This window comes from Streptomyces sp. NPDC097640, from assembly GCF_040302705.1.
Taxonomy (GTDB): Bacteria; Actinomycetota; Actinomycetes; order Streptomycetales; family Streptomycetaceae; genus Streptomyces.
Window position 1 is genome coordinate 24827 of sequence record NZ_JBEOSB010000033.1, and the last position, 16638, is coordinate 41464.

The window sequence follows — 16638 nt, forward strand, 5'->3', positions numbered from 1 at the left end:
GACGTTCGAGCCCTCCCCTGGAGCCGCCATGGTGATGGATCCGATGCGGGTGTTATGACGACGGTGACGACGGTATTGACACCGATTACCCTATGGCAAGGGAAATCACCCGACACCCCCTCTTGGAAGTCTGTTCGTCAATTCTTTGCCCGTATACTGCCCAAACGCCTGAGCAGCCGGTCGGCCGGCCCGAAGAGCTCCGGCCTCGAAAGCACCGTATTGCGCAGCGCCCGAATCGGAGCACGCCGCGCACGATGCCCGAGCGCCACCGGGTGGCGGCGCGTCACCCACCCCTCGGACACGCTGAGATCGCGTGTTTTGAGGGAGTTCTTGTATTCCTTCTCGCCGCGCCCGAGATCCAGATAGGCCAGGCCCTGCGCGGCCGCCCCCTCGGCCATCCGCAGATGCAGCACCAGACCGGGCGAGAATTTCGCGAACGCCGTGTCGTACGCCGGGAACCAGCAGGCCAGCACCCGCTCCGAGCGGAGCCCGAAGTGCCCGGCCACCGGCCGCCCGCCGCAGTAGAGCACCGAGAGCAGCCCGGCGCACGAGGAGCCGCGGGTATGGAACAGCTGCTCCACCAGGCGGGTGATCCGGGCGTGGGCGAAGCGGTCGCTGCGCCCCGTCCGGCGGTACTGCGCCGACTTCCAGCCGATCAGCGTGCGGAGCGCCGCGGGGTCGCGCTCGTCGTGGACGTACCGCACCTCGCCGACGTCCCGGCCCAGCCTGCGCTCCTTGGCGAGCGTGGTGCGGGTGAACTTCGGCGAGCGCGCGCGGAGCTGGGCCAGATACGCCTCGAAGCCCTGCTCCACGTCGATCACCGGGGAGGGGAAGGAGCGCCGGGCCCCCACCTCGAAGGGCTTCTGCCCCTCCACCAGGTGATCGAACTCCCAGACGGCGAGCCCGCAGGCCTGGAGCAGCTCGCGCGCGTCCCACTGGAACCCGGGCCGGTGCATCAGGCCCTGTGAGTCGGACAGGCCCAGGCCGATCGCCCGCCCCACGCCGAGCCGGGTCCGCTGGAACGGGAAGAAGGCCACGGGTTCGCCTTCTTCACGCACCACCGCGATCCGTACCCCACGTCTACAGCGGCCGACGGCCAGCGTGAACTCGGGTGAGAGAAAGGGGTTCGCCAGGTCGGGCGCGCCCAGAAGATGCGCCTGCGCCTGCATGGCCGTCCAGGCCGCCCGGTCGGCGGCCGTCAGCTCGCCGGGGCGGTACACGCCGATGTCACCCATGTCCACGTGTCATCCCTGACTACTCGTCGTGCGCAGGCGACGGCGGCGGCGCCGCGCGTGGGCCGGTCGCGCCGACAGGAAGAGCAGAAGGCTCGCCGCGCCGACCGCCGACACGCCCCCGCGCACCGACCACAGGTGCAGGGCGAGCATCGTCTGCGCGACCAACAGGTCGAGCGCGAGCGCGCCCGCGCCCGCCAGCACCGCCCGGGCCGCCCCGTCCAGCCCGCGCAGCGCGTGGGCCAGGGCCGATGCGGGCGCCATGACCAGGAAGAAGAGTGTGAGCGGTGCGCGCGGCGGCGCTTCGACACCCGCGAGCGTGAGCGCGGCACCGACCCCTCCGGCGCCGACCGCGACCCCCATGAGCACGGGTGGGAACCGGGCGCCCGCCGGGCTCTTGTCACTGATGGTCTGCATTGGCGACTTTGCCCCCTGATGCGCCGGATGCCGGGCCTCAATGTGGCGCAGGCGGAGGAGGCCCGTCAAGATGCGGCAGTTGTGCGAACGGGGCACGTATGGGCGTGAGTTGACACTTCAGGTTGGTTTGTTCAACGGCGTGCGCGGTGGTGCGCGACCGGCGTGCGGCGCCGCTGTGCGCGAAGTTCATCGCCTCGACCGGAATATTTTCCTAACTACACGCATAGACCCCGTGTTTCGGCGGGATGACATAGCCATGTCACGCCGAGGGCAGTGAACGGAGCGGCGTGACAGACGGTTTCGAACACGATTGCCCCTTTCGGGGCCGTCGTGCCGCACCAGCATCGGCAGCAATCCTGCTAAGGGAGACTGAATGAAACTGTCCAGACTCACGGCCACCGCCTGTGCCTTCGCCGTCGGTGTCGTGCTCGCCTTCACCGGCGCGGGCGCGGCGCAGGCCGCGGAGAGCGCCGCGGCGCCCGCCTACGTGGCGCTCGGTGACTCCTACTCATCCGGCGTCGGCTCCGGCAGCTACGACTCCGCCAGCGGCAGCTGCAAGCGCAGCACCAAGGCCTACCCCGCGCTCTGGGCCGCCGCGCACGCCCCCTCGAGCTTCAACTTCACCGCCTGCTCCGGCGCCAAGACCGGCGACGTCCTCAACAACCAGCTCGGCCCGCTGAGCTCCAGCACCGGCCTGGTCAGCATCAGCATCGGCGGCAACGACGCCGGCTTCGCCGACGTCATGACCACCTGTGTGCTGCCCGGCGAGAGCAACTGCCTCACCGCGGTCGCCAACGCCCGCACCTACGTGCAGAACACCCTGCCCGGCAAGCTGGACCAGGTTTACAGCTCCATCCGCTCCAAGGCGCCGTCCGCCAAGGTCGTCGTCCTCGGCTACCCGCGCTTCTACAAGCTCAACGGCGACTGCATCGCGGGGCTCACCGAGGCCGAGCGCTCCGCGATCAACAACGCCTCCGACTACCTGAACTCCGTCACCAAGGGACGCGCCTCCGCCTACGGCTTCGCCTTCGGCGATGTGGCCACCCCGTTCTCCGGGCACGAGATCTGCTCCGGGAGCGAGTGGCTGCACAGCGTCACCTGGCCCATCGACGAGTCGTACCACCCGACCGCCGCGGGGCAGTCCGGCGGCTACCTGCCCGTCCTGAACACGGCTGACGGAATCTGATCGGCCGTTCGACCATACTTCGCGCCACCACGCGACAGCGGCAGGCCCCGGACGACAGTCGTCCGGGGCCTCCCGCGGCGTCAGCCCAGGTGCGTCAGCCCAAGTCCGTCAGCCCAGGGTGGACGCCGCCCCTCTGAGCACCAGCCCGCAGCCCAGTGCCAGCACCACGGCCGCGGTGCCGACCGGCGAGGCGCGGTGCACCAGCCGCAGCACGCGCCGGCCGCGGCCCCCGGCGCCGGTCCGGGCCGCCAGCCGCGCCGTGGCCCGCTGACCCAGGCGCACCACCGCGATCCCGGCCAGCGTGAGCGTGAGCGCCAGCCCGGCCCCATACGCCAGCACCAGCAGAAACCCGAACCACGCCTGCCCCAGTGCGGCCGCGCCCACGAGCACGACCACGGCGGACGGGCTGGGCACGAGCCCGCCCGCGAAGCCGAGGAGGATGGTGCCGCGCAGGGTGGGGCGGCCCGAGGGCAGGGGGTGGGAGTGGGTGAAGCCGCCGTGCGAGTGGACGTGCTCGTGGGCGTGGTCGTGCCCGTGCCCGTGCTGATCGCCGTGCTCGTGCTCGTGCTCGTGCTTGTGGTCGTGGTCATGCCCGTGCTCGTGCCCGTGGCCGTGAGGGTGGTGATGGTGCGCGGCGCCGCGCTGTCGCAGCGCCTTGCGCAGCAGCCCCGCCCCCGCCAGCGTCACGAGCACCCCGCTCGCGACGCCCAGCCACGCGATCACCGACGGGGCCGCCGCCGAGCCCGCCGTGACCAACAGCCCCAGGGCGAACACCCCGAGCGTGTGGGTGATCGTCACCGACGCGCCCAGCGCCAGCACATCGCGCATCGCGCTGCGCCCGCCCGCCGCCGCGGCCGCCGCCATCAGCGTCTTGCCGTGGCCCGGGGCGAGCGCGTGCATCGCGCCGAGCAGCATGGCGATGCCGAAGGCGGACACGGCGAAGAAGGGCGTGATGTCGTGCCGCGCCACCAGCCCGGTCAGCGCCTGCGTCCAGCGGTCCGCGCCGCGCGGCAGTATGGAGCCGCCGGGCGCCTCGGACTGCTCGTCCCGGTCGGACCGCGCGTCGGCGAGCGCGGGCCCGCCCGGCGTGGTGCGCAGCGCGGCGGTCCGCTCGTCGGGCGGCGAGGAGAGCTGGTCCTGCGGATAGCTGGTCAGCCGCCGGGAGGCGGAGGACGTGGGGACGTCGGACGCCGCGAGCGTCATCCGGTCGCCCTGAGCGGTGATCTCCCGCCAGCCGGGCCCCGTGCCGATGTCCGCCGGGCGGTACGCGAGCGAGGCGCGCCCGTCGTGCGGCAGCGCGGCGGTCAGCCGGCACTCCACGCGCAGCGTCGGCAGACCGGCCTGCCCCGCCCGCGAGCGCGCCTTCGCGCCCTCGCTCCGTACGGACACCGCCTCTCCCCGGACCGTCAGCCGCGCGTCCCGCGCCGCGTCGGCGCAGCGGCGGTCGGCCCAGGCGTCCAGTTCGGGGCGCGAGAGCTCGTCGTCGCCGTCCTGGTCGATCCGCGGCTTCGCCTGCGCGGCCGGGATCTCGGCGAGGTCCTCCACATGGTCGACCCGCAGCTCGTCCGGCGTGACGACCAGCCCGTCGTAGCGGTTGACGGTGAAGTTCCCCAGCGGATGCGCGGCGGCGGCCCCGGCGGGCAGCACTACGATGGCGGCCGCCCCGAAGAGCACGGACGCGGCGGCGCCGATGCGGCGGACGCGCCGGATCAGCCGGTTCATGGACGGGTACCTCCTGTGGTGCGGACGGTGCGGTACGGGAGCGGGGGCTGCTGGCCGGTCATCGCGCGTCGCCCAGCCCCTTCAGTGCCGCCTTCGCGGCGCGGGCGCCCGTGGGGGAGAAGGCCGGGTTGAGGTCGAGGGCCGCGGAGAGATGGCGGCGGGCGGCCGCGGTGTCGCCGAGGGACTTCTCGATCACCCCCCGGTGGTAGAGGAACGAGGCGTTGCGATACCCGGGCGCTGCGGCTGACTTGGCGTAGCGGAGCGCCTCGCGGTCACGGCCGGCCCGGTGCAGCGCCCAGGCCAGCGCGTCGGCGCTGTGCACGCTGTGGCGGCGGCCCCACTCCGCGCGGGCCGCCCGCAGCGCCTCGGCACGGTCGCCGTGGTCCGCGGCGATCAGCGCGCTGTCGAGGTCCGTCGCCACACCGTTGGCCCGCGCCAGGTCGATCCAGGTGGCGGCCACGGCGTACTGCTCCCGGGCCCGCTCGCGGTCGCCGCGCGCCTCGTACACCTCGCCGAGGGCGGCCAGCTCGGCGGGCAGCGGGTAGCGCCGTACGACCTCTTCCAGGTCGCGGACGGCCGCGTCGAGGTCGCCGACCGCGGCGAAGGTGCGGCCGCGGCCCTCCAGGGCGGGGAGATGGCCGGGCTCGGCGCGCAGCGCGTCGGCGAAGTGGCCGCGCGCCCGGGGGTACTGGCCCTGGCTCCAGGCCAGCTGCCCCAGCGCCGTGGCCACATACGCCACGTCCCCGGGGGCGGTCGCCGACTTGCGGGCGCGCAGCAGCACGCTGCGGGCGCCGGCCGGGTCGCCGCGCAGCTCCAGGACATAGGCGAGGCGGGTGAAGGCGGGGATGCCGGGGCGCAGCGAGTCGGCGTGCCTGGCGGCGGCGTACGCGTCGTCGTACCGGCCGAGTTCGACGAGCGCGTCCACCCGGACGGCCAGCGCCCGCTCGCTGTAGGCGTTGACCTTCAGCGCCCGGTCGGCGTCGCGCAGCGCGTCCGGGAAGTCGTGGCGCGCGGCGGCGAGCGCGGCGCGCCCGGCGAGGGCCAGGTCGTTGTCGCGCGGCTGGGCCGTCAGGGAGCGCGCGAGGGCCTTCTGCGCCTGGGGGTAGCGGGTGGGGTCCCCGGTGGTGCGGGCCTGCTCGACGTAGGCCGAGCCGAGCGTGGCCCAGCCGGCCGCGTCCTCGGGCCGGGCCCGCAGCTGGGCCTGGAGCGCGCTGATGCTCTTGCCCAGGTCCTTGGAGCCGACCCGGTCGAGCGCCGCCCGGCCGGCGGGCTGCACGGCGTCGGTCCGTACGCCGGAGGGGCGTTCGTCGGACCCGCCGACGGCGAACGCGGCGGCCGTGATCCCCGTCGCGAGGGCGACGACGACGGCGGCGGTGCGGACGAGGTGCCGGACAGGCATTGCGGGCTGCCTTTCGGGTGCACGAGGGGACGCGGCTTCAGGGGCTTGCGAAGGGCTTGCGAAGGCTGCGGGGGGCTTGCAGGGGCTTGCGGGAGTGGTTCAGGGGCTTTCGGGGGTGTTCGGGGGTTCGGGCGCCGGTGTCACAGAGGTGTACGTACGGAAGCGGGCCGATGCTCGGCGTCCCGGCCCCCGGCCGGGGCGCGTTCCACATGGGAAGCGCGCCCCGGCCGGTGCGCACGCCGGATCAGTGCCTGCGGGTGTGCACCCGCACCAGCCGCCGGCGGTGCCGGCGCCAGGTCAGGCCGACGGCCAGCAGCAGCACCGCCGCGCCGCCCGCGGCGGCGGAGGTGGCCAGCAGCGTGTTGTTGTCCTCGGTGGTGGTGGTGACGATGCCGGAGCCGCCGTTCAGCAGGGTGCGGCCGTCCGTCGCGGCCACCGCGCTCTTGGTGGCGGTCTTGACGTCCGAGCCGGAGTTGGGCAGCGCGACGTAGGGGAAGTAGCTCTCGAACTTCTGGTCGTTCGCGTCGACCGCGTCGCCCAGGTCGTTCTTCTGGTCGAGCAGCTCGCCCTCCACGACCTGGAGCGCGATGTCCAGCACGTCGTCGGTCAGCCGGCGGCCGTTGGGGAACCCGGCCTGGTCGCCGTCCAGGACGCCGAGGCGCTTGGGCTCGTGGGTCGGCTTGATGGAGGTGTTGAGCCGCAGCATCTCGGAGGCCTTGCCCCCCTCGACCTGGTTGAGCTCGGGCACGCCGGTGAGGAAGACCTGCTCGAGGTCCTTGCGCGGGGTGTCAGGCGCCTTGATCTTGAAGATGCCCTCGATCAGCTTGGGCAGCTCCGGATCGTCCACGTTGTCCAGGAACTGGGCGTCGTCCTTGGGCTTCGACGCGTTGAACTTGTCCTTGTCCTTACGCGGGTTGACAACCTCGTTGACCAACGGCATGCCGAGCCGCGAGACCTGGGCGTAGTCGCCGTAGGCGTCCGCGCGCTGGGTGGTGGACCAGATGCCGATCACCGGCTGCTCATGGGACTCGCGCAGCTGGTCGGTGGGCACCTGGAGGGCCAGGGACTGGACGTTGTAGCCCTTGAGGGTGTCGTTGCCGACCTCCGACAGGTCGCCGCCGTAGAGCAGGTCGAACACGCGCAGATCGGCGAAGAACGGGTCGTCGGCCTGGCCGGCGAAGGCCGTGACGCCGCCGTACACCTTGCGTATCGCCTGGTCGCGCAGGGTCTTGTAGTCCGGCATGGACGCCTTGCCCACGTTCGAGGGGGCCACGACCAGATCGTCCGCCACCTTGGTGCGCTCGACGGCCTTGCCGTGCCGCAGCTTGATGAGCTCGATGTCGTACGTCTGGAAGAAGTTCAGGTCCTTGTCGTCGAGGGACGTCACCGGACCGGTGTTGTAGAGGAACGTGTCCTCGTTGCGGACGTGGTCCTTGAAGGTCCAGCGGTAGATCAGGTCTTCCCGGGCGTCGCCGTCGCTGTCGATGCGCACGTCGTACTGGGCGTCCTCGGCGAACTTGTAGAAGTTCGGGCCGCCCGCCGGGTCCTGGAACGGCAGGAAGTTCGCGATCAGCGTCGTCGTGTCCGCCTTGTCGGGGCTCACGAACGCGTAGACGTCGGTGGTGTCGTACTCCGGCTGGCCCGAGATCAGCGGCGCCTCCCGGTGGCTGGAGGCCTCCGCGGCCTCGGGCCCGAGCGCGGCCACACCGGCCACCGCGAGCCCTCCCGCGGCCAGCGCTCCGCCCACGAGCGCGGCCACACTCCTCTTGGTGATTGAGGTCATCTGGGTCGGTCCTTCGTACGTGTGGTGGACAGGCTGATGTCGGCTATTCGGAGCGGTCGGCCGACCGGATTGGTGGGTCGGCAGATTTTTTTCGGCGGACGTCGCGAAGCAACCGAAGCAACCGAAGACGGGGCAGCGAGACCGATGGCAGGAAGCGGGGTTTGCCGCGTGAGTGTGGAGCAGACGGGAGAACGAGGGCCGATACGCGGGTGGGTGGGTGGACAGGAGCGCGCGGGGGAGCGCGGGCGCGGCCCGGACGACCTGCTGCCGCTGGTCGCCGGCGGCGACCACCGTGCGTTCGAGGATCTGTACGGCATGGTGTCGGGGCCCGTGTACGGGCTGGTGCGGCGCGTGCTGCGGGACCCGGCGCAGTCCGAGGAGGTCACGCAGGAGGCGCTGTTGGAGGTCTGGCGCACCGCCGCGCGCTTCGACCCGCGCCGCGGCTCGGCGCTCGCCTGGATCCTCACCCTCGCCCACCGCCGCGCCGTGGACCGCGTGCGCTCGGCCCGCTCGGCGGCCGACCGCGAGGCGCGCGTCGGCGGGCAGTCGGAGGGCCCGGCCTTCGACCAGGTGGCGGAGGCGGTCGAGGGGCGGCTGGAGCGGGAGTGGGTGCGCGGCTGTCTGGCCCGGCTCACCGAGCTTCAGCGGCAGTCGGTCACCCTCGCGTACTACGAGGGGTACTCCTATCGGGAGGTGGCGCATCGGCTGGCCGTACCGTTGGGAACGGTCAAGACGCGGATGCGGGACGGGCTGACGCGACTGCGCGAGTGCTTGGGAGCGGCGGTATGACCAACAATCGGCCGACCGGCCGGCCGACCGACCGGCCCCCGGCGTACCGGGGCGGCAGGGGGCGCAAGGCGCATGCGCCGGCGGGCGCGTACGCCCTCGACGCCCTGGACCCGAAGGAGCGCCTGCGGTACGAGCGGCATCTGACCCGCTGCCCGGGGTGCGCCCAGGAAGTGCGCGACCTGGCGCAGGGCGCGGTGCGGCTGGCGCGGGCGGTGGCCGCCCCGGCGCCGCCCGAGATGCGGCAGCGGGTGCTGGCGGCCGCCTACGCCATCCCCCAGGAGGCGCATTCCGCGGCGGACGGCGGATACGGATACGCGGGCCAGCAGGCCCGCGCCGCTCCCGCGGGCCGCTCCGGGCCCGGCGGGCGGCGGGCGCGCGGCAGGGGCCTGTCCCCCTCCTTCCGGCGCCCCGTGCTCGGTCTGCGGATCGCCGCGGCCGCCGGCGCGCTGTCCCTGGCCGCGGCGGTCGTGCTCGGGGTCGAACTGGTCCGCACCCGCGACGCGCTCGACCGGGAGCAGGGCGCGACGCGCGCCGTCGAGCAGGTGCTGTCGGCGCCGGACGCCAGGGGCGTCAGCGCGCGCGACGCCCAGGGCCGCGGCATCAACGCCGTGACCTCGCGCCGTCTCGGCGCGGCCGTGGTCACCGTCTCCGGGCTGGCGGCGCCGCCCGACGGGCGGGCGTACCAGCTGTGGATGATCGACGCCGGCGCCTCGGGCGCCTCGGGCACGCCCCGCTCGGCCGGGCTCCTGAACGGCAACGGGGAAGGGACGTCGCTGGTCACGGGCGGCTTCGGGGCGCACACCGAGCGTCTCGCGGTCACCTTGGAACCGGACGGGGGGTCAACCCGGCCCAGCACGAATCCGGTCGTGCAACTCGCCCTGCGTGATCCATGATTCGCGATGGACGCGTCAACACCCTTGACGCGGAGGTAAATCAGCGACCGGGGGTGCGTGGGTGACGGCTCGCCAAGGTAGGGTTACTCTGCCCGGGGCGGGTGCCCTCGTACGGGTGGGGAGTGACATGGAGCAGATAACAGTACGCAGCAGGCCGCGAGTGCCTGCCATCAACTGCGGGAGCGGGTCGACCAGCGCCCGCCTCGACCGACATCTCGCGGTGCTGGGCGGCCCTGCCGTGCCGCAGCGAGAGGCCGAGGGCGCCACGGTGCTGATGCAGGAGCTGACCGCGCGGGACCACGCGCGCACCGAGCGGAACAGGGGCGCCAGGGTGTCGCTGTTCGCGCCGCTGCGCCGACTGCGCCGTTCGCTGTTCGGCAGCCGCCACTGAGGCTTCCGGGCGCACCCGGCCCGCCCGGCCCGTTCCGGCGGGCCAGGTCGCCCCGGGCAGCCCGGAAGGCCTGGCAGACCCGGTAGGCCCGTCCCCAGGGCCCGCCGCCCATGACGCCCGCATCGCCGTCCGCATTCCGGGCACGGCGGAACCGGCCCCGCTCCAGCCGGTGACCCCGTGCCCGCGCGCGGCATGGCCGCTACCTCCGGGCGCGCGTACGCACTCGTCCTCGCCCCGGAGGCACGTGCGCGCAGCGCCGGAGCAGCCGGGCACCGTCCGGCTCACATCAGGGCGAACTGCCCGCCCGGGCCCTCCTCGTGATGGTCCAGCACGGACGCCGGGCGCCGGGCCGAGCCCGGCACCGGCAGCACGCCCGCCTCGCCCAGCTCGACCGGGCCCAGGCGCGGCCCGGCGGCCAGCCGCTCGGCCAGCGCCCGCCGCGCCGGGCGATCCTCGGCGAGCAGCGCCAGCACGGTGATCAGCTCCAGCAGCTCCGACGTCCACTCGCGCGGCCAGGCCGCCGGAACGACGGCCTCCAGCGTGCCGGGCTCGCCCCGCGCCGTACGGCGCTCGAACCAGGTCTCCAGCACCCGCGCCCCGCCCGCGTGGAACTCCCACGCGCGGCGCGGCACCGGTGAGATCCGTCCCGCGCCGAGGTGCAGGGTCGCGTCCTCCGGGTCGTACGCGAGGGTCTCGGGCAGCCCGCGCTCGGGGAGCGCGGCGCGTACGTAGGGGCGCTGGCCGCCCGGCATGCGCGGGCGTTCGCCGCTGTGCGCCCCGCGGGTATGCAGCCACAGCGCCCGGCGGCCCAGCTCCACGCCCGCCTCCCAGATCCCGGGGTCGGCGGTCAGCGGCACCGCGCAGCCCTCCGGGCGATGGCCGGCCACCGCGGCGACCCAGGCCAGGAAGTCCTCGGCGGTGACGGGACGCGCCAGCTCGGCCGAGAGCCGGTCGAGCAGCCCCGGCGCGAGATTGGGCTCCCGGCCGCCGGGGCGGCGGTAGAGGGGCCGGATCCGCCCGGGGCGGCCCGCGGGGGAGTAGCCGTCCGGCAACAGCGCGGAGAACGTCAGCGTCGGCCCCGGGTCAGGACCGGCCACCTCGACGGCGTGGATCTGCCGGTCGTCGGCCACCCGCCACAGCTCCGGCCGGGCGGCGTCGATCAGCCGGTGGTCGGGGATCAGCCACTGCTGGTCGTACGGCCCGTGAGCGACCCGTACGGGCTCGGGGCACGGCCCGCTCTCGCCCGCCAGCGGGGCGGTGGAGGTCCGCTGTCCGGGCAGCTGGGGCATGGCGACGTGCAGCTTACGGGCACGGCTCGGGCGGAACAGCGCCGCCCGCCCGGCCGCGTCACCGGCGGCGAGCAGCCGCTCCCAGCGCGCCTTGAGCGTCTTGGGGTCCGGCCCCATCACCCACGCCCGGCCCAGCCGCAGCGGCCCCACGGACCAGGGCATGAGGTCCGCCAGCAGCGGTGCGTCGGCCCATACGGCCCGGTCGGCCCCTGTGGCCCGTGTCGCCGTCACGCCGCAGCCCTTCCCCCGGCACGTTCTCCCACTCCCACCCCGCATCGTATCCGCGCGCCACCCGGCGCGCGGCGCGCGGGAACCGCTCAGCCGACGGCGGTCACCGCGCCTCGACCGTGACCGTGAACGAGAAGCGGTCCCCCCGGTAGTGGATGCGGGCCACGTCGACCGCGCGCCCCGCGTCGTCGTAGGTCACCCCCGTGTAGTGCAGGATCGGGCTGAGCAGCGGCACCCGGAGCAGCCGGGACGTCTCCGGGTCGGCCAGGCGGGCCTCGACCGTGTCCGTGATGCGGCTGATCCGGACCCCCACCGCGTCCCGCAGCACCTTCGTCATCGGCCAGCGCGCGAGGTCGGCCACGTCGATGCGCTCGGCGATGTCGGGGCGGACGAAGTTCTCGGCCCAGTTGGTCGGCTCGCCGCTCGCCGCGTCGCTCCGCAGCCGCCGGTAGGCCGTGGTCTCGCGCAGGCCCGGGAAGTGCTCGGCCAGCTCCGCCGGTACGGGGGCGGGGCCGTGGCCGAGCACGGTCGTCCGCTCGCCGGACTGCTGGGCCACGATCGCGTCCACCGAGCCCAGCAGCCGCACCGGCGCGCCCCGCCGGGCGCTCGGCTCGATGAAGGTGCCGCGCCGCCGGTGGCGGCTGATGAGCCCCTCCGTCTCCAGCTCCTTGAGCGCCTGCCGCATCGTCAGGACGCTGACGCCGTAGTGCTCGGCCAGACGGTCCTCGGTGGGCAGGCGCAGCGGCTCGTGGGGGCCGCGGCCGAGTATCGAGGCCCGCAGCGACTGCGAGACCTGGTACCACAGCGGCAGCTTGCGGTTCAGGGTGAGGGAGTCGGGGGCGAAGGTGGTCACCGGAAGTGCCGCTCCAGGCCACGCCAGACGTCGTCGTACCCCTGCTGGAGATGGTCCGCCTCGCGCGCCTGCCGGGTGGCCGTCACGGGCCAGCGGGTCTCGAACATGAAGGCCAGCCCGTCGTCGACCTTGCGGGGCGTCAGCTCCGCCGCGCTCGCCCGCTCGAAGGTCTCCCGGTCGGGGCCGTGCGCGGACATCATGTTGTGCAGCGAGCCGCCCCCGGGCACGAAGCCGCCCTTCCCGGCGGTCTTGGCGTCGTACGCGCCCTCGATCAGGCCCATGTACTCGCTCATCACATTGCGGTGGAAGTACGGCGGCCGGAAGGTGTCCTCGCCGACCAGCCAGCGCGGCGCGAAGACCACGAAGTCGACGTTCGCCAGGCCGGGGGTGTCGGAGGGCGAGGTGAGGACCGTGAAGATCGACGGGTCCGGGTGGTCGTAGCTGATGGAGCCGAGCACATTGAAACGGCGCAGGTCGTACACGTACGGGACGTGGTTGCCGTGCCAGGCGACGACGTCCAGCGGGGAGTGGTCGTAGGTCGCGGACCACAGGTTGCCGCAGAACTTGTTGACCACCTCCACCGGGCCCTCGACATCGTCGTACGCGGCCACCGGGGCCAGGAAGTCCCGCGCGTTGGCCAGCCCGTTGGCGCCGATCGGGCCGAGGTCGGGGAGGGCGAAGGGGCGGCCGTGGTTCTCGCAGACGTAGCCGCGCACCTCGGGGTCGAGCGGCTCGACGCGGAAGCGCACGCCGCGCGGCACCAGCGCCATCTGCCCCGGCTCGGCGCGCAGCCGCCCGAACTCGGTGCACAGCAGCAGCCCGCCCCGCTCGGGCACGATCAGCAGCTCGCCGTCGGCGTCGCTGAACACCCGGTCGGTCATGGGCGCGTTCGCGGCGTAGAGGTGGATGGCCATGCCGGAGCGGCGCGAGGCGTCGCCGTTGCCGCCGAGGGTCCACAGGCCGGCGAGGAAGTCCGTGCCGGGGGCCGGGGCGGGCAGCGGTTCCCAGCGCAGCCGGTTGGGGTCCGGGGCGCACTCCGTGAACGGCGCGCCGCGCAGCCCGCCGTTGTCGGCGCGGACGAAGGGCGGGTGCGCGGCGGAGGGCCGGATGCGGTACAGCCAGGAGCGGCGGTTGTGGGCGCGCGGTTCGGTGAAGGCGGTGCCGCTCAGCTGCTCCGCGTACAGCCCCAGCGGGGCGCGCTGGGGGGAGTTGCGGCCGACGGGCAGCGCGCCCGCGACGGCCTCGCTGCTGTGTTCATTGCCGAACCCGGGGGAGTACACCAGCCCCGCGGCCGTCTTGCGCGCTCGCTCGATGTCCGTTCCGCCGCTCATCGTCCGGCTCCCGCCACTTGGTCACTGGGCGTGCGATTCCTATGGAGGACCATAGGAATCGAAAGCGGGGCGCGTCAATGATCGGGCAGGATGGTGGCGTGCCCATACCGCCACCGCCCCTCCGCCGCGCCCCCGTCCAGCGCCGCAGCGCCGAGCGCCTCGGCCGGATCCTCGACGCCTGTGCCGAACTCCTCGACGAGACCGGCTACGACGACCTCAGTACCCGTGCGGTCGCCGAGCGCGCCGGCGTCCCCATCGGCTCGGTGTACCGCTTCTTCTCCAACAAGCGCGCGATGGCCGAGGCCCTGGCCCACCGCAATCTCGACGAGTACGCCGCGCGGGTGACCGAGCGGCTGGCGGAGTCCGGGACGGACGGCGGCGGCTGGCGGGAGGCCATGGACGTGGTGGTCGACGAGTATCTGGCGATGAAGCGCGGGGCGCCGGGCTTCGCGCTGGTCGAGTTCGGCATGCCGGTGCCCGTGACCGCTCGGCCCGACCAGCCCAACCACCTGGTCGCGGACCGGCTGCGCGAGCTGCTCGGCGAGCGGCTGGGCCTGGAGGAGTCCGGCGAGGCGGGGGAGCGGGTGCGGGTGGCCTTCCTGCTCGCCGTCGAGACCGCGGACGCGCTGCTGCGGCTCGCCTTCCGCGTCCACCCGGACGGCGACCCGGTGGTCGTGGCCGAGACGAAGGAGCTGCTGCGCGCGTATCTGGCGGGCGTGCTGGACTGACCGCCCGCGGCGGGCCTGGCCATGCGGTTCCGCTTCGCCGTCTGGCCCGACCCTCCCTCACCTGCGTACCAATCGGTAGGGTGAGAAGTCGTCGCGTCACCGTTGCCGCCGCCGTCCCCAGGAGGGACCGATGAGCCGTACCGCTCTGCGCATCTGCCCGCTGTGCGAGGCCACCTGCGGGCTGACCCTGACCATCGACGAGGGGCAGGTCACCGGGGCGCGCGGGGACCGGGACGATGTCTTCAGCCGGGGCTTCATCTGCCCCAAGGGCGCGTCGTTCGGCCAGCTGGACGCGGACCCGGACCGGCTGCGGCGGCCCCTGGTACGGCGCGGCGGGCGGCTGGAGCCGGCGAGCTGGGACGAGGCGTTCGCCGCCGTGGACGCCGGGCTGCGACCGCTGCTGGAGCGGTACGGGCCGCAGGCGGCGGCCGTGTTCCTCGGCAATCCGAACGTGCACACCATGGCGGGCGGGCTGTATCCCTCGCTGCTGCTCGGCGCGCTCGGCACCCGGAACATCTTCACCGCCAGCACCCTCGACCAGATGCCCAAGCATGTCTCCAGCGGCCTGCTCTACGGCGACGCGAACGCGATCCCGGTGCCCGACCTGGACCGCACCGACCATCTGCTGATGATCGGCGCCAACCCGCTGGACTCCAACGGCAGCCTGTGCACCGCCCCCGACTTCCCCGGGCGGCTCAAGGCCCTGCGGCGGCGCGGCGGCCGGCTCACGGTGGTCGATCCGCGCCGCACCCGTACGGCCGAGGCCGCCGACCGGCATCTGGCCATCCGGCCCGGCACGGACGCGCTGCTGCTGTTCGCGGTGGTCGGGGTGCTGTTCGCGGAGGGCCTGGTGGCCCCCGGCGAGCATCTGACGGGCGTGGACGAGGTGCGGCGGCTGGCGGCGGACTTCACGCCCGAGGCGGTGGCCGCGGTCTGCGAGGTGCCCGCCGGGGAGATCCGTACGCTCGCCCGCGAGCTCGCCGCCGCGCCACGAGCCGCCGTCTACGGGCGGATCGGCTCCACCACCGTCGAGTTCGGCACGCTCACCAGCTGGCTGGTCGATGTGGTGAACGCCCTCACCGGCAACCTGGACCGGCCCGGCGGGGTCATGTTCCCGCTCTCCGCCACCGCCGGGGCGCCGCGCCCGCCGCGCCCCGGCAAGGGGTTCGCGCTCGGCCGCTGGCGCAGCAGGGTCGGCGGACACCCCGAGGCGAAGGGCGAACTGCCCGCGGCGGCGCTGGCCGAGGAGATCGAGACCCCGGGCGAGGGGCAGGTCAGGGCGCTGATCGTGATCGCGGGCAACCCGGTGCTGTCCGCGCCGGACGGCGACCGGCTGGACCGGGCGCTGGCCGGGCTCGACTTCATGGTGAGCGTGGACCCGTATCTGAACGAGACCTCGCGCCACGCGCATGTGGTCCTGCCGCCGCCCCCGCCCAGCCAGAGCCCCCACTTCGACTTCGCGTTCAACACCTTCGCGGTGCGCAACCAGGTCCGCTACACCCGCCCCGCGCTCCCGCTGGACGCGGACCGGATGAGCGAGGCCGAGATCCTGGCGCGGCTGACGCTGTGCGCGGGCGGGCACGCGGGCGCCGACCCGGCGGCCGTGGACGCCATGGCGATCGACGCGGCCCTCGGCAAGGCCGTGGCCGACCCCGCCTCGCCGGTGCACGGCCGCGACCGGGGAGAGCTCGCCGCCCATCTCACCGGCGTCAGCGGCGCCGAGCGGCGGCTGGACATGATGCTGCGCCTCGGCCCGTACGGGGACGGCTTCGGCGCCGACCCCGAGGGGCTGACCCTGACCAGGGTCCTGGCCCACCCGCACGGCATCGACCTGGGGCCGCTGCGGCCGCGCCTGCCCGGCCTGCTCAAGACCCGCAGCGGCACCGTCGAGCTGTGCCCGGAGCCGATCGCCGCCGAAGCGGCGCGGCTGCGGCGGGCGCTGGGCGGGCGCGCGGACGGGCTGCTGCTGGTCGGCCGCCGCCATCTGCGCTCCAACAACAGCTGGATGCACAACATCCCGGCGCTGGTCGGCGGCAGCAACCGCTGCACCCTCCACCTCCACCCCAAGGACGCGGCCCGGCTGGGCGTGGCCGACGGCGGCCTGGTGCGGGTCAAGGGCGACGGCGGGGAGCTGGAGGTGCCGGTGGAGGTGACGGACGCGGTACGGACCGGGGTGGTCAGCCTGCCGCACGGCTGGGGGCACGACCGGCCCGGCACCCGGACGCCGGTCGCGGCGGCGCACCCGGGGGTCAACGTCAACCGGCTCATCGACGGATCCCGGCTCGATCCGCTGTCCGGCACCGCGGTGCTCAACGGCTGCCCGGTGCAGCTCACGGTGGTCACCCCCGGGGCCTGAAATCACGCCAACCCGGCTGACCTGGGGTTTTGCGCTTATTG

General features: G+C 74.0%; 14 protein-coding genes. 6 read left to right on the plus strand and 8 right to left on the minus strand.

Features of this window, described 5'->3' with window-relative positions; all coding sequences use genetic code 11:
- Nucleotides 1–137 precede the first annotated feature (137 nt).
- The gene (locus ABTY62_RS38620; RefSeq protein ID WP_352134040.1) at nucleotides 138–1235 is read right to left on the minus strand and encodes a GNAT family N-acetyltransferase; all 1098 of its coding nucleotides are present in this window, start codon (nucleotides 1233–1235) and stop codon (nucleotides 138–140) included.
- Nucleotides 1236–1244: 9 nt separating this feature from the next.
- Nucleotides 1245–1649: a hypothetical protein gene (locus ABTY62_RS38625; protein ID WP_352134041.1), complete on the minus strand. Its 405-nt coding sequence runs from the start codon at nucleotides 1647–1649 to the stop codon at nucleotides 1245–1247.
- A 373-nt stretch (nucleotides 1650–2022) separates the two neighbouring features.
- Between ABTY62_RS38625 and ABTY62_RS38630 the strand changes: the two genes are divergently transcribed.
- A complete protein-coding gene (locus ABTY62_RS38630) occupies nucleotides 2023–2835 on the plus strand; it encodes an SGNH/GDSL hydrolase family protein (protein WP_352134042.1) in 813 nt (270 codons plus the stop codon).
- A gap of 108 nt (nucleotides 2836–2943) precedes the next feature.
- Here the strand turns inward: ABTY62_RS38630 and ABTY62_RS38635 are convergent, their stop codons facing one another.
- The 3 genes from ABTY62_RS38635 to ABTY62_RS38645 form a co-directional block, all read right to left on the minus strand.
- Complete coding sequence (locus ABTY62_RS38635; protein ID WP_352134043.1) at nucleotides 2944–4557, minus strand: HoxN/HupN/NixA family nickel/cobalt transporter; 1614 nt, start codon at nucleotides 4555–4557, stop codon at nucleotides 2944–2946.
- Nucleotides 4558–4615: 58 nt separating this feature from the next.
- Nucleotides 4616–5956: a tetratricopeptide repeat protein gene (locus tag ABTY62_RS38640; protein WP_352134044.1), complete on the minus strand. Its 1341-nt coding sequence runs from the start codon at nucleotides 5954–5956 to the stop codon at nucleotides 4616–4618.
- 244 nt (nucleotides 5957–6200) lie between these two features.
- Nucleotides 6201–7739 carry a DUF4331 domain-containing protein gene (locus ABTY62_RS38645; RefSeq protein WP_352134045.1) on the minus strand — a complete coding sequence of 513 codons (1539 nt, stop codon included), beginning with the start codon at nucleotides 7737–7739 and terminating at the stop codon, nucleotides 6201–6203.
- A 174-nt stretch (nucleotides 7740–7913) separates the two neighbouring features.
- Here ABTY62_RS38645 and ABTY62_RS38650 point away from each other — a divergent pair, with 174 nt between their 5' ends.
- The 3 genes from ABTY62_RS38650 to ABTY62_RS38660 all read left to right on the plus strand — a co-directional run bounded on the left by ABTY62_RS38650 (nucleotide 7914) and on the right by ABTY62_RS38660 (nucleotide 9812).
- Complete coding sequence (locus ABTY62_RS38650; RefSeq protein ID WP_311725335.1) at nucleotides 7914–8528, plus strand: sigma-70 family RNA polymerase sigma factor; 615 nt, start codon at nucleotides 7914–7916, stop codon at nucleotides 8526–8528.
- Nucleotides 8525–9421: an anti-sigma factor gene (locus ABTY62_RS38655; protein WP_352134046.1), complete on the plus strand. Its 897-nt coding sequence runs from the start codon at nucleotides 8525–8527 to the stop codon at nucleotides 9419–9421. The genes ABTY62_RS38650 and ABTY62_RS38655 overlap by 4 nt, the downstream gene beginning before the upstream one ends.
- Before the next feature lie 127 nt (nucleotides 9422–9548).
- Entirely contained in the window at nucleotides 9549–9812 is a 264-nt protein-coding gene (locus tag ABTY62_RS38660; RefSeq protein WP_043487934.1) for a hypothetical protein, read from the plus strand.
- 281 nt (nucleotides 9813–10093) lie between these two features.
- Here ABTY62_RS38660 and ABTY62_RS38665 read toward each other — a convergent pair whose 3' ends face one another.
- From ABTY62_RS38665 to hmgA, 3 genes are all read right to left on the minus strand, one after another.
- The gene (locus ABTY62_RS38665; RefSeq protein ID WP_502997601.1) at nucleotides 10094–11332 is read right to left on the minus strand and encodes a type ISP restriction/modification enzyme; all 1239 of its coding nucleotides are present in this window, start codon (nucleotides 11330–11332) and stop codon (nucleotides 10094–10096) included.
- A 100-nt stretch (nucleotides 11333–11432) separates the two neighbouring features.
- Complete coding sequence (locus ABTY62_RS38670) at nucleotides 11433–12182, minus strand: GntR family transcriptional regulator (protein ID WP_352134047.1); 750 nt, start codon at nucleotides 12180–12182, stop codon at nucleotides 11433–11435.
- Entirely contained in the window at nucleotides 12179–13513 is a 1335-nt protein-coding gene (hmgA, locus tag ABTY62_RS38675) for a homogentisate 1,2-dioxygenase (RefSeq protein WP_352134048.1), read from the minus strand. The genes ABTY62_RS38670 and hmgA overlap by 4 nt, the downstream gene beginning before the upstream one ends.
- Nucleotides 13514–13590: 77 nt before the next feature.
- Here hmgA and ABTY62_RS38680 point away from each other — a divergent pair, with 77 nt between their 5' ends.
- Nucleotides 13591–14241, plus strand: a complete 651-nt coding sequence (locus tag ABTY62_RS38680; RefSeq protein WP_352134049.1) for a TetR/AcrR family transcriptional regulator — start codon at nucleotides 13591–13593, stop codon at nucleotides 14239–14241.
- A 130-nt stretch (nucleotides 14242–14371) separates the two neighbouring features.
- A complete protein-coding gene (locus tag ABTY62_RS38685) occupies nucleotides 14372–16597 on the plus strand; it encodes a molybdopterin oxidoreductase family protein (RefSeq protein ID WP_352134050.1) in 2226 nt (741 codons plus the stop codon).
- Nucleotides 16598–16638 lie beyond the last annotated feature (41 nt).

Excerpts from the sequence above, each read along its gene's own strand:
- ABTY62_RS38620 (WP_352134040.1), bottom strand. The coding sequence starts at position 1,235 with ATGGGTGACATCGGCGTGTACCGCCCCGGCGAGCTGACGGCCGCCGAC.
- ABTY62_RS38625 (WP_352134041.1), bottom strand. The coding sequence starts at position 1,649 with ATGCAGACCATCAGTGACAAGAGCCCGGCGGGCGCCCGGTTCCCACCC.
- ABTY62_RS38630 (WP_352134042.1), top strand. The coding sequence starts at position 2,023 with ATGAAACTGTCCAGACTCACGGCCACCGCCTGTGCCTTCGCCGTCGGT.
- ABTY62_RS38635 (WP_352134043.1), bottom strand. The coding sequence starts at position 4,557 with ATGAACCGGCTGATCCGGCGCGTCCGCCGCATCGGCGCCGCCGCGTCC.
- ABTY62_RS38640 (WP_352134044.1), bottom strand. The coding sequence starts at position 5,956 with ATGCCTGTCCGGCACCTCGTCCGCACCGCCGCCGTCGTCGTCGCCCTC.
- ABTY62_RS38645 (WP_352134045.1), bottom strand. The coding sequence starts at position 7,739 with ATGACCTCAATCACCAAGAGGAGTGTGGCCGCGCTCGTGGGCGGAGCG.
- ABTY62_RS38655 (WP_352134046.1), top strand. The coding sequence starts at position 8,525 with ATGACCAACAATCGGCCGACCGGCCGGCCGACCGACCGGCCCCCGGCG.
- ABTY62_RS38660 (WP_043487934.1), top strand. The coding sequence starts at position 9,549 with ATGGAGCAGATAACAGTACGCAGCAGGCCGCGAGTGCCTGCCATCAAC.
- hmgA (WP_352134048.1), bottom strand. The coding sequence starts at position 13,513 with ATGAGCGGCGGAACGGACATCGAGCGAGCGCGCAAGACGGCCGCGGGG.
- ABTY62_RS38680 (WP_352134049.1), top strand. The coding sequence starts at position 13,591 with ATGATCGGGCAGGATGGTGGCGTGCCCATACCGCCACCGCCCCTCCGC.
- ABTY62_RS38685 (WP_352134050.1), top strand. The coding sequence starts at position 14,372 with ATGAGCCGTACCGCTCTGCGCATCTGCCCGCTGTGCGAGGCCACCTGC.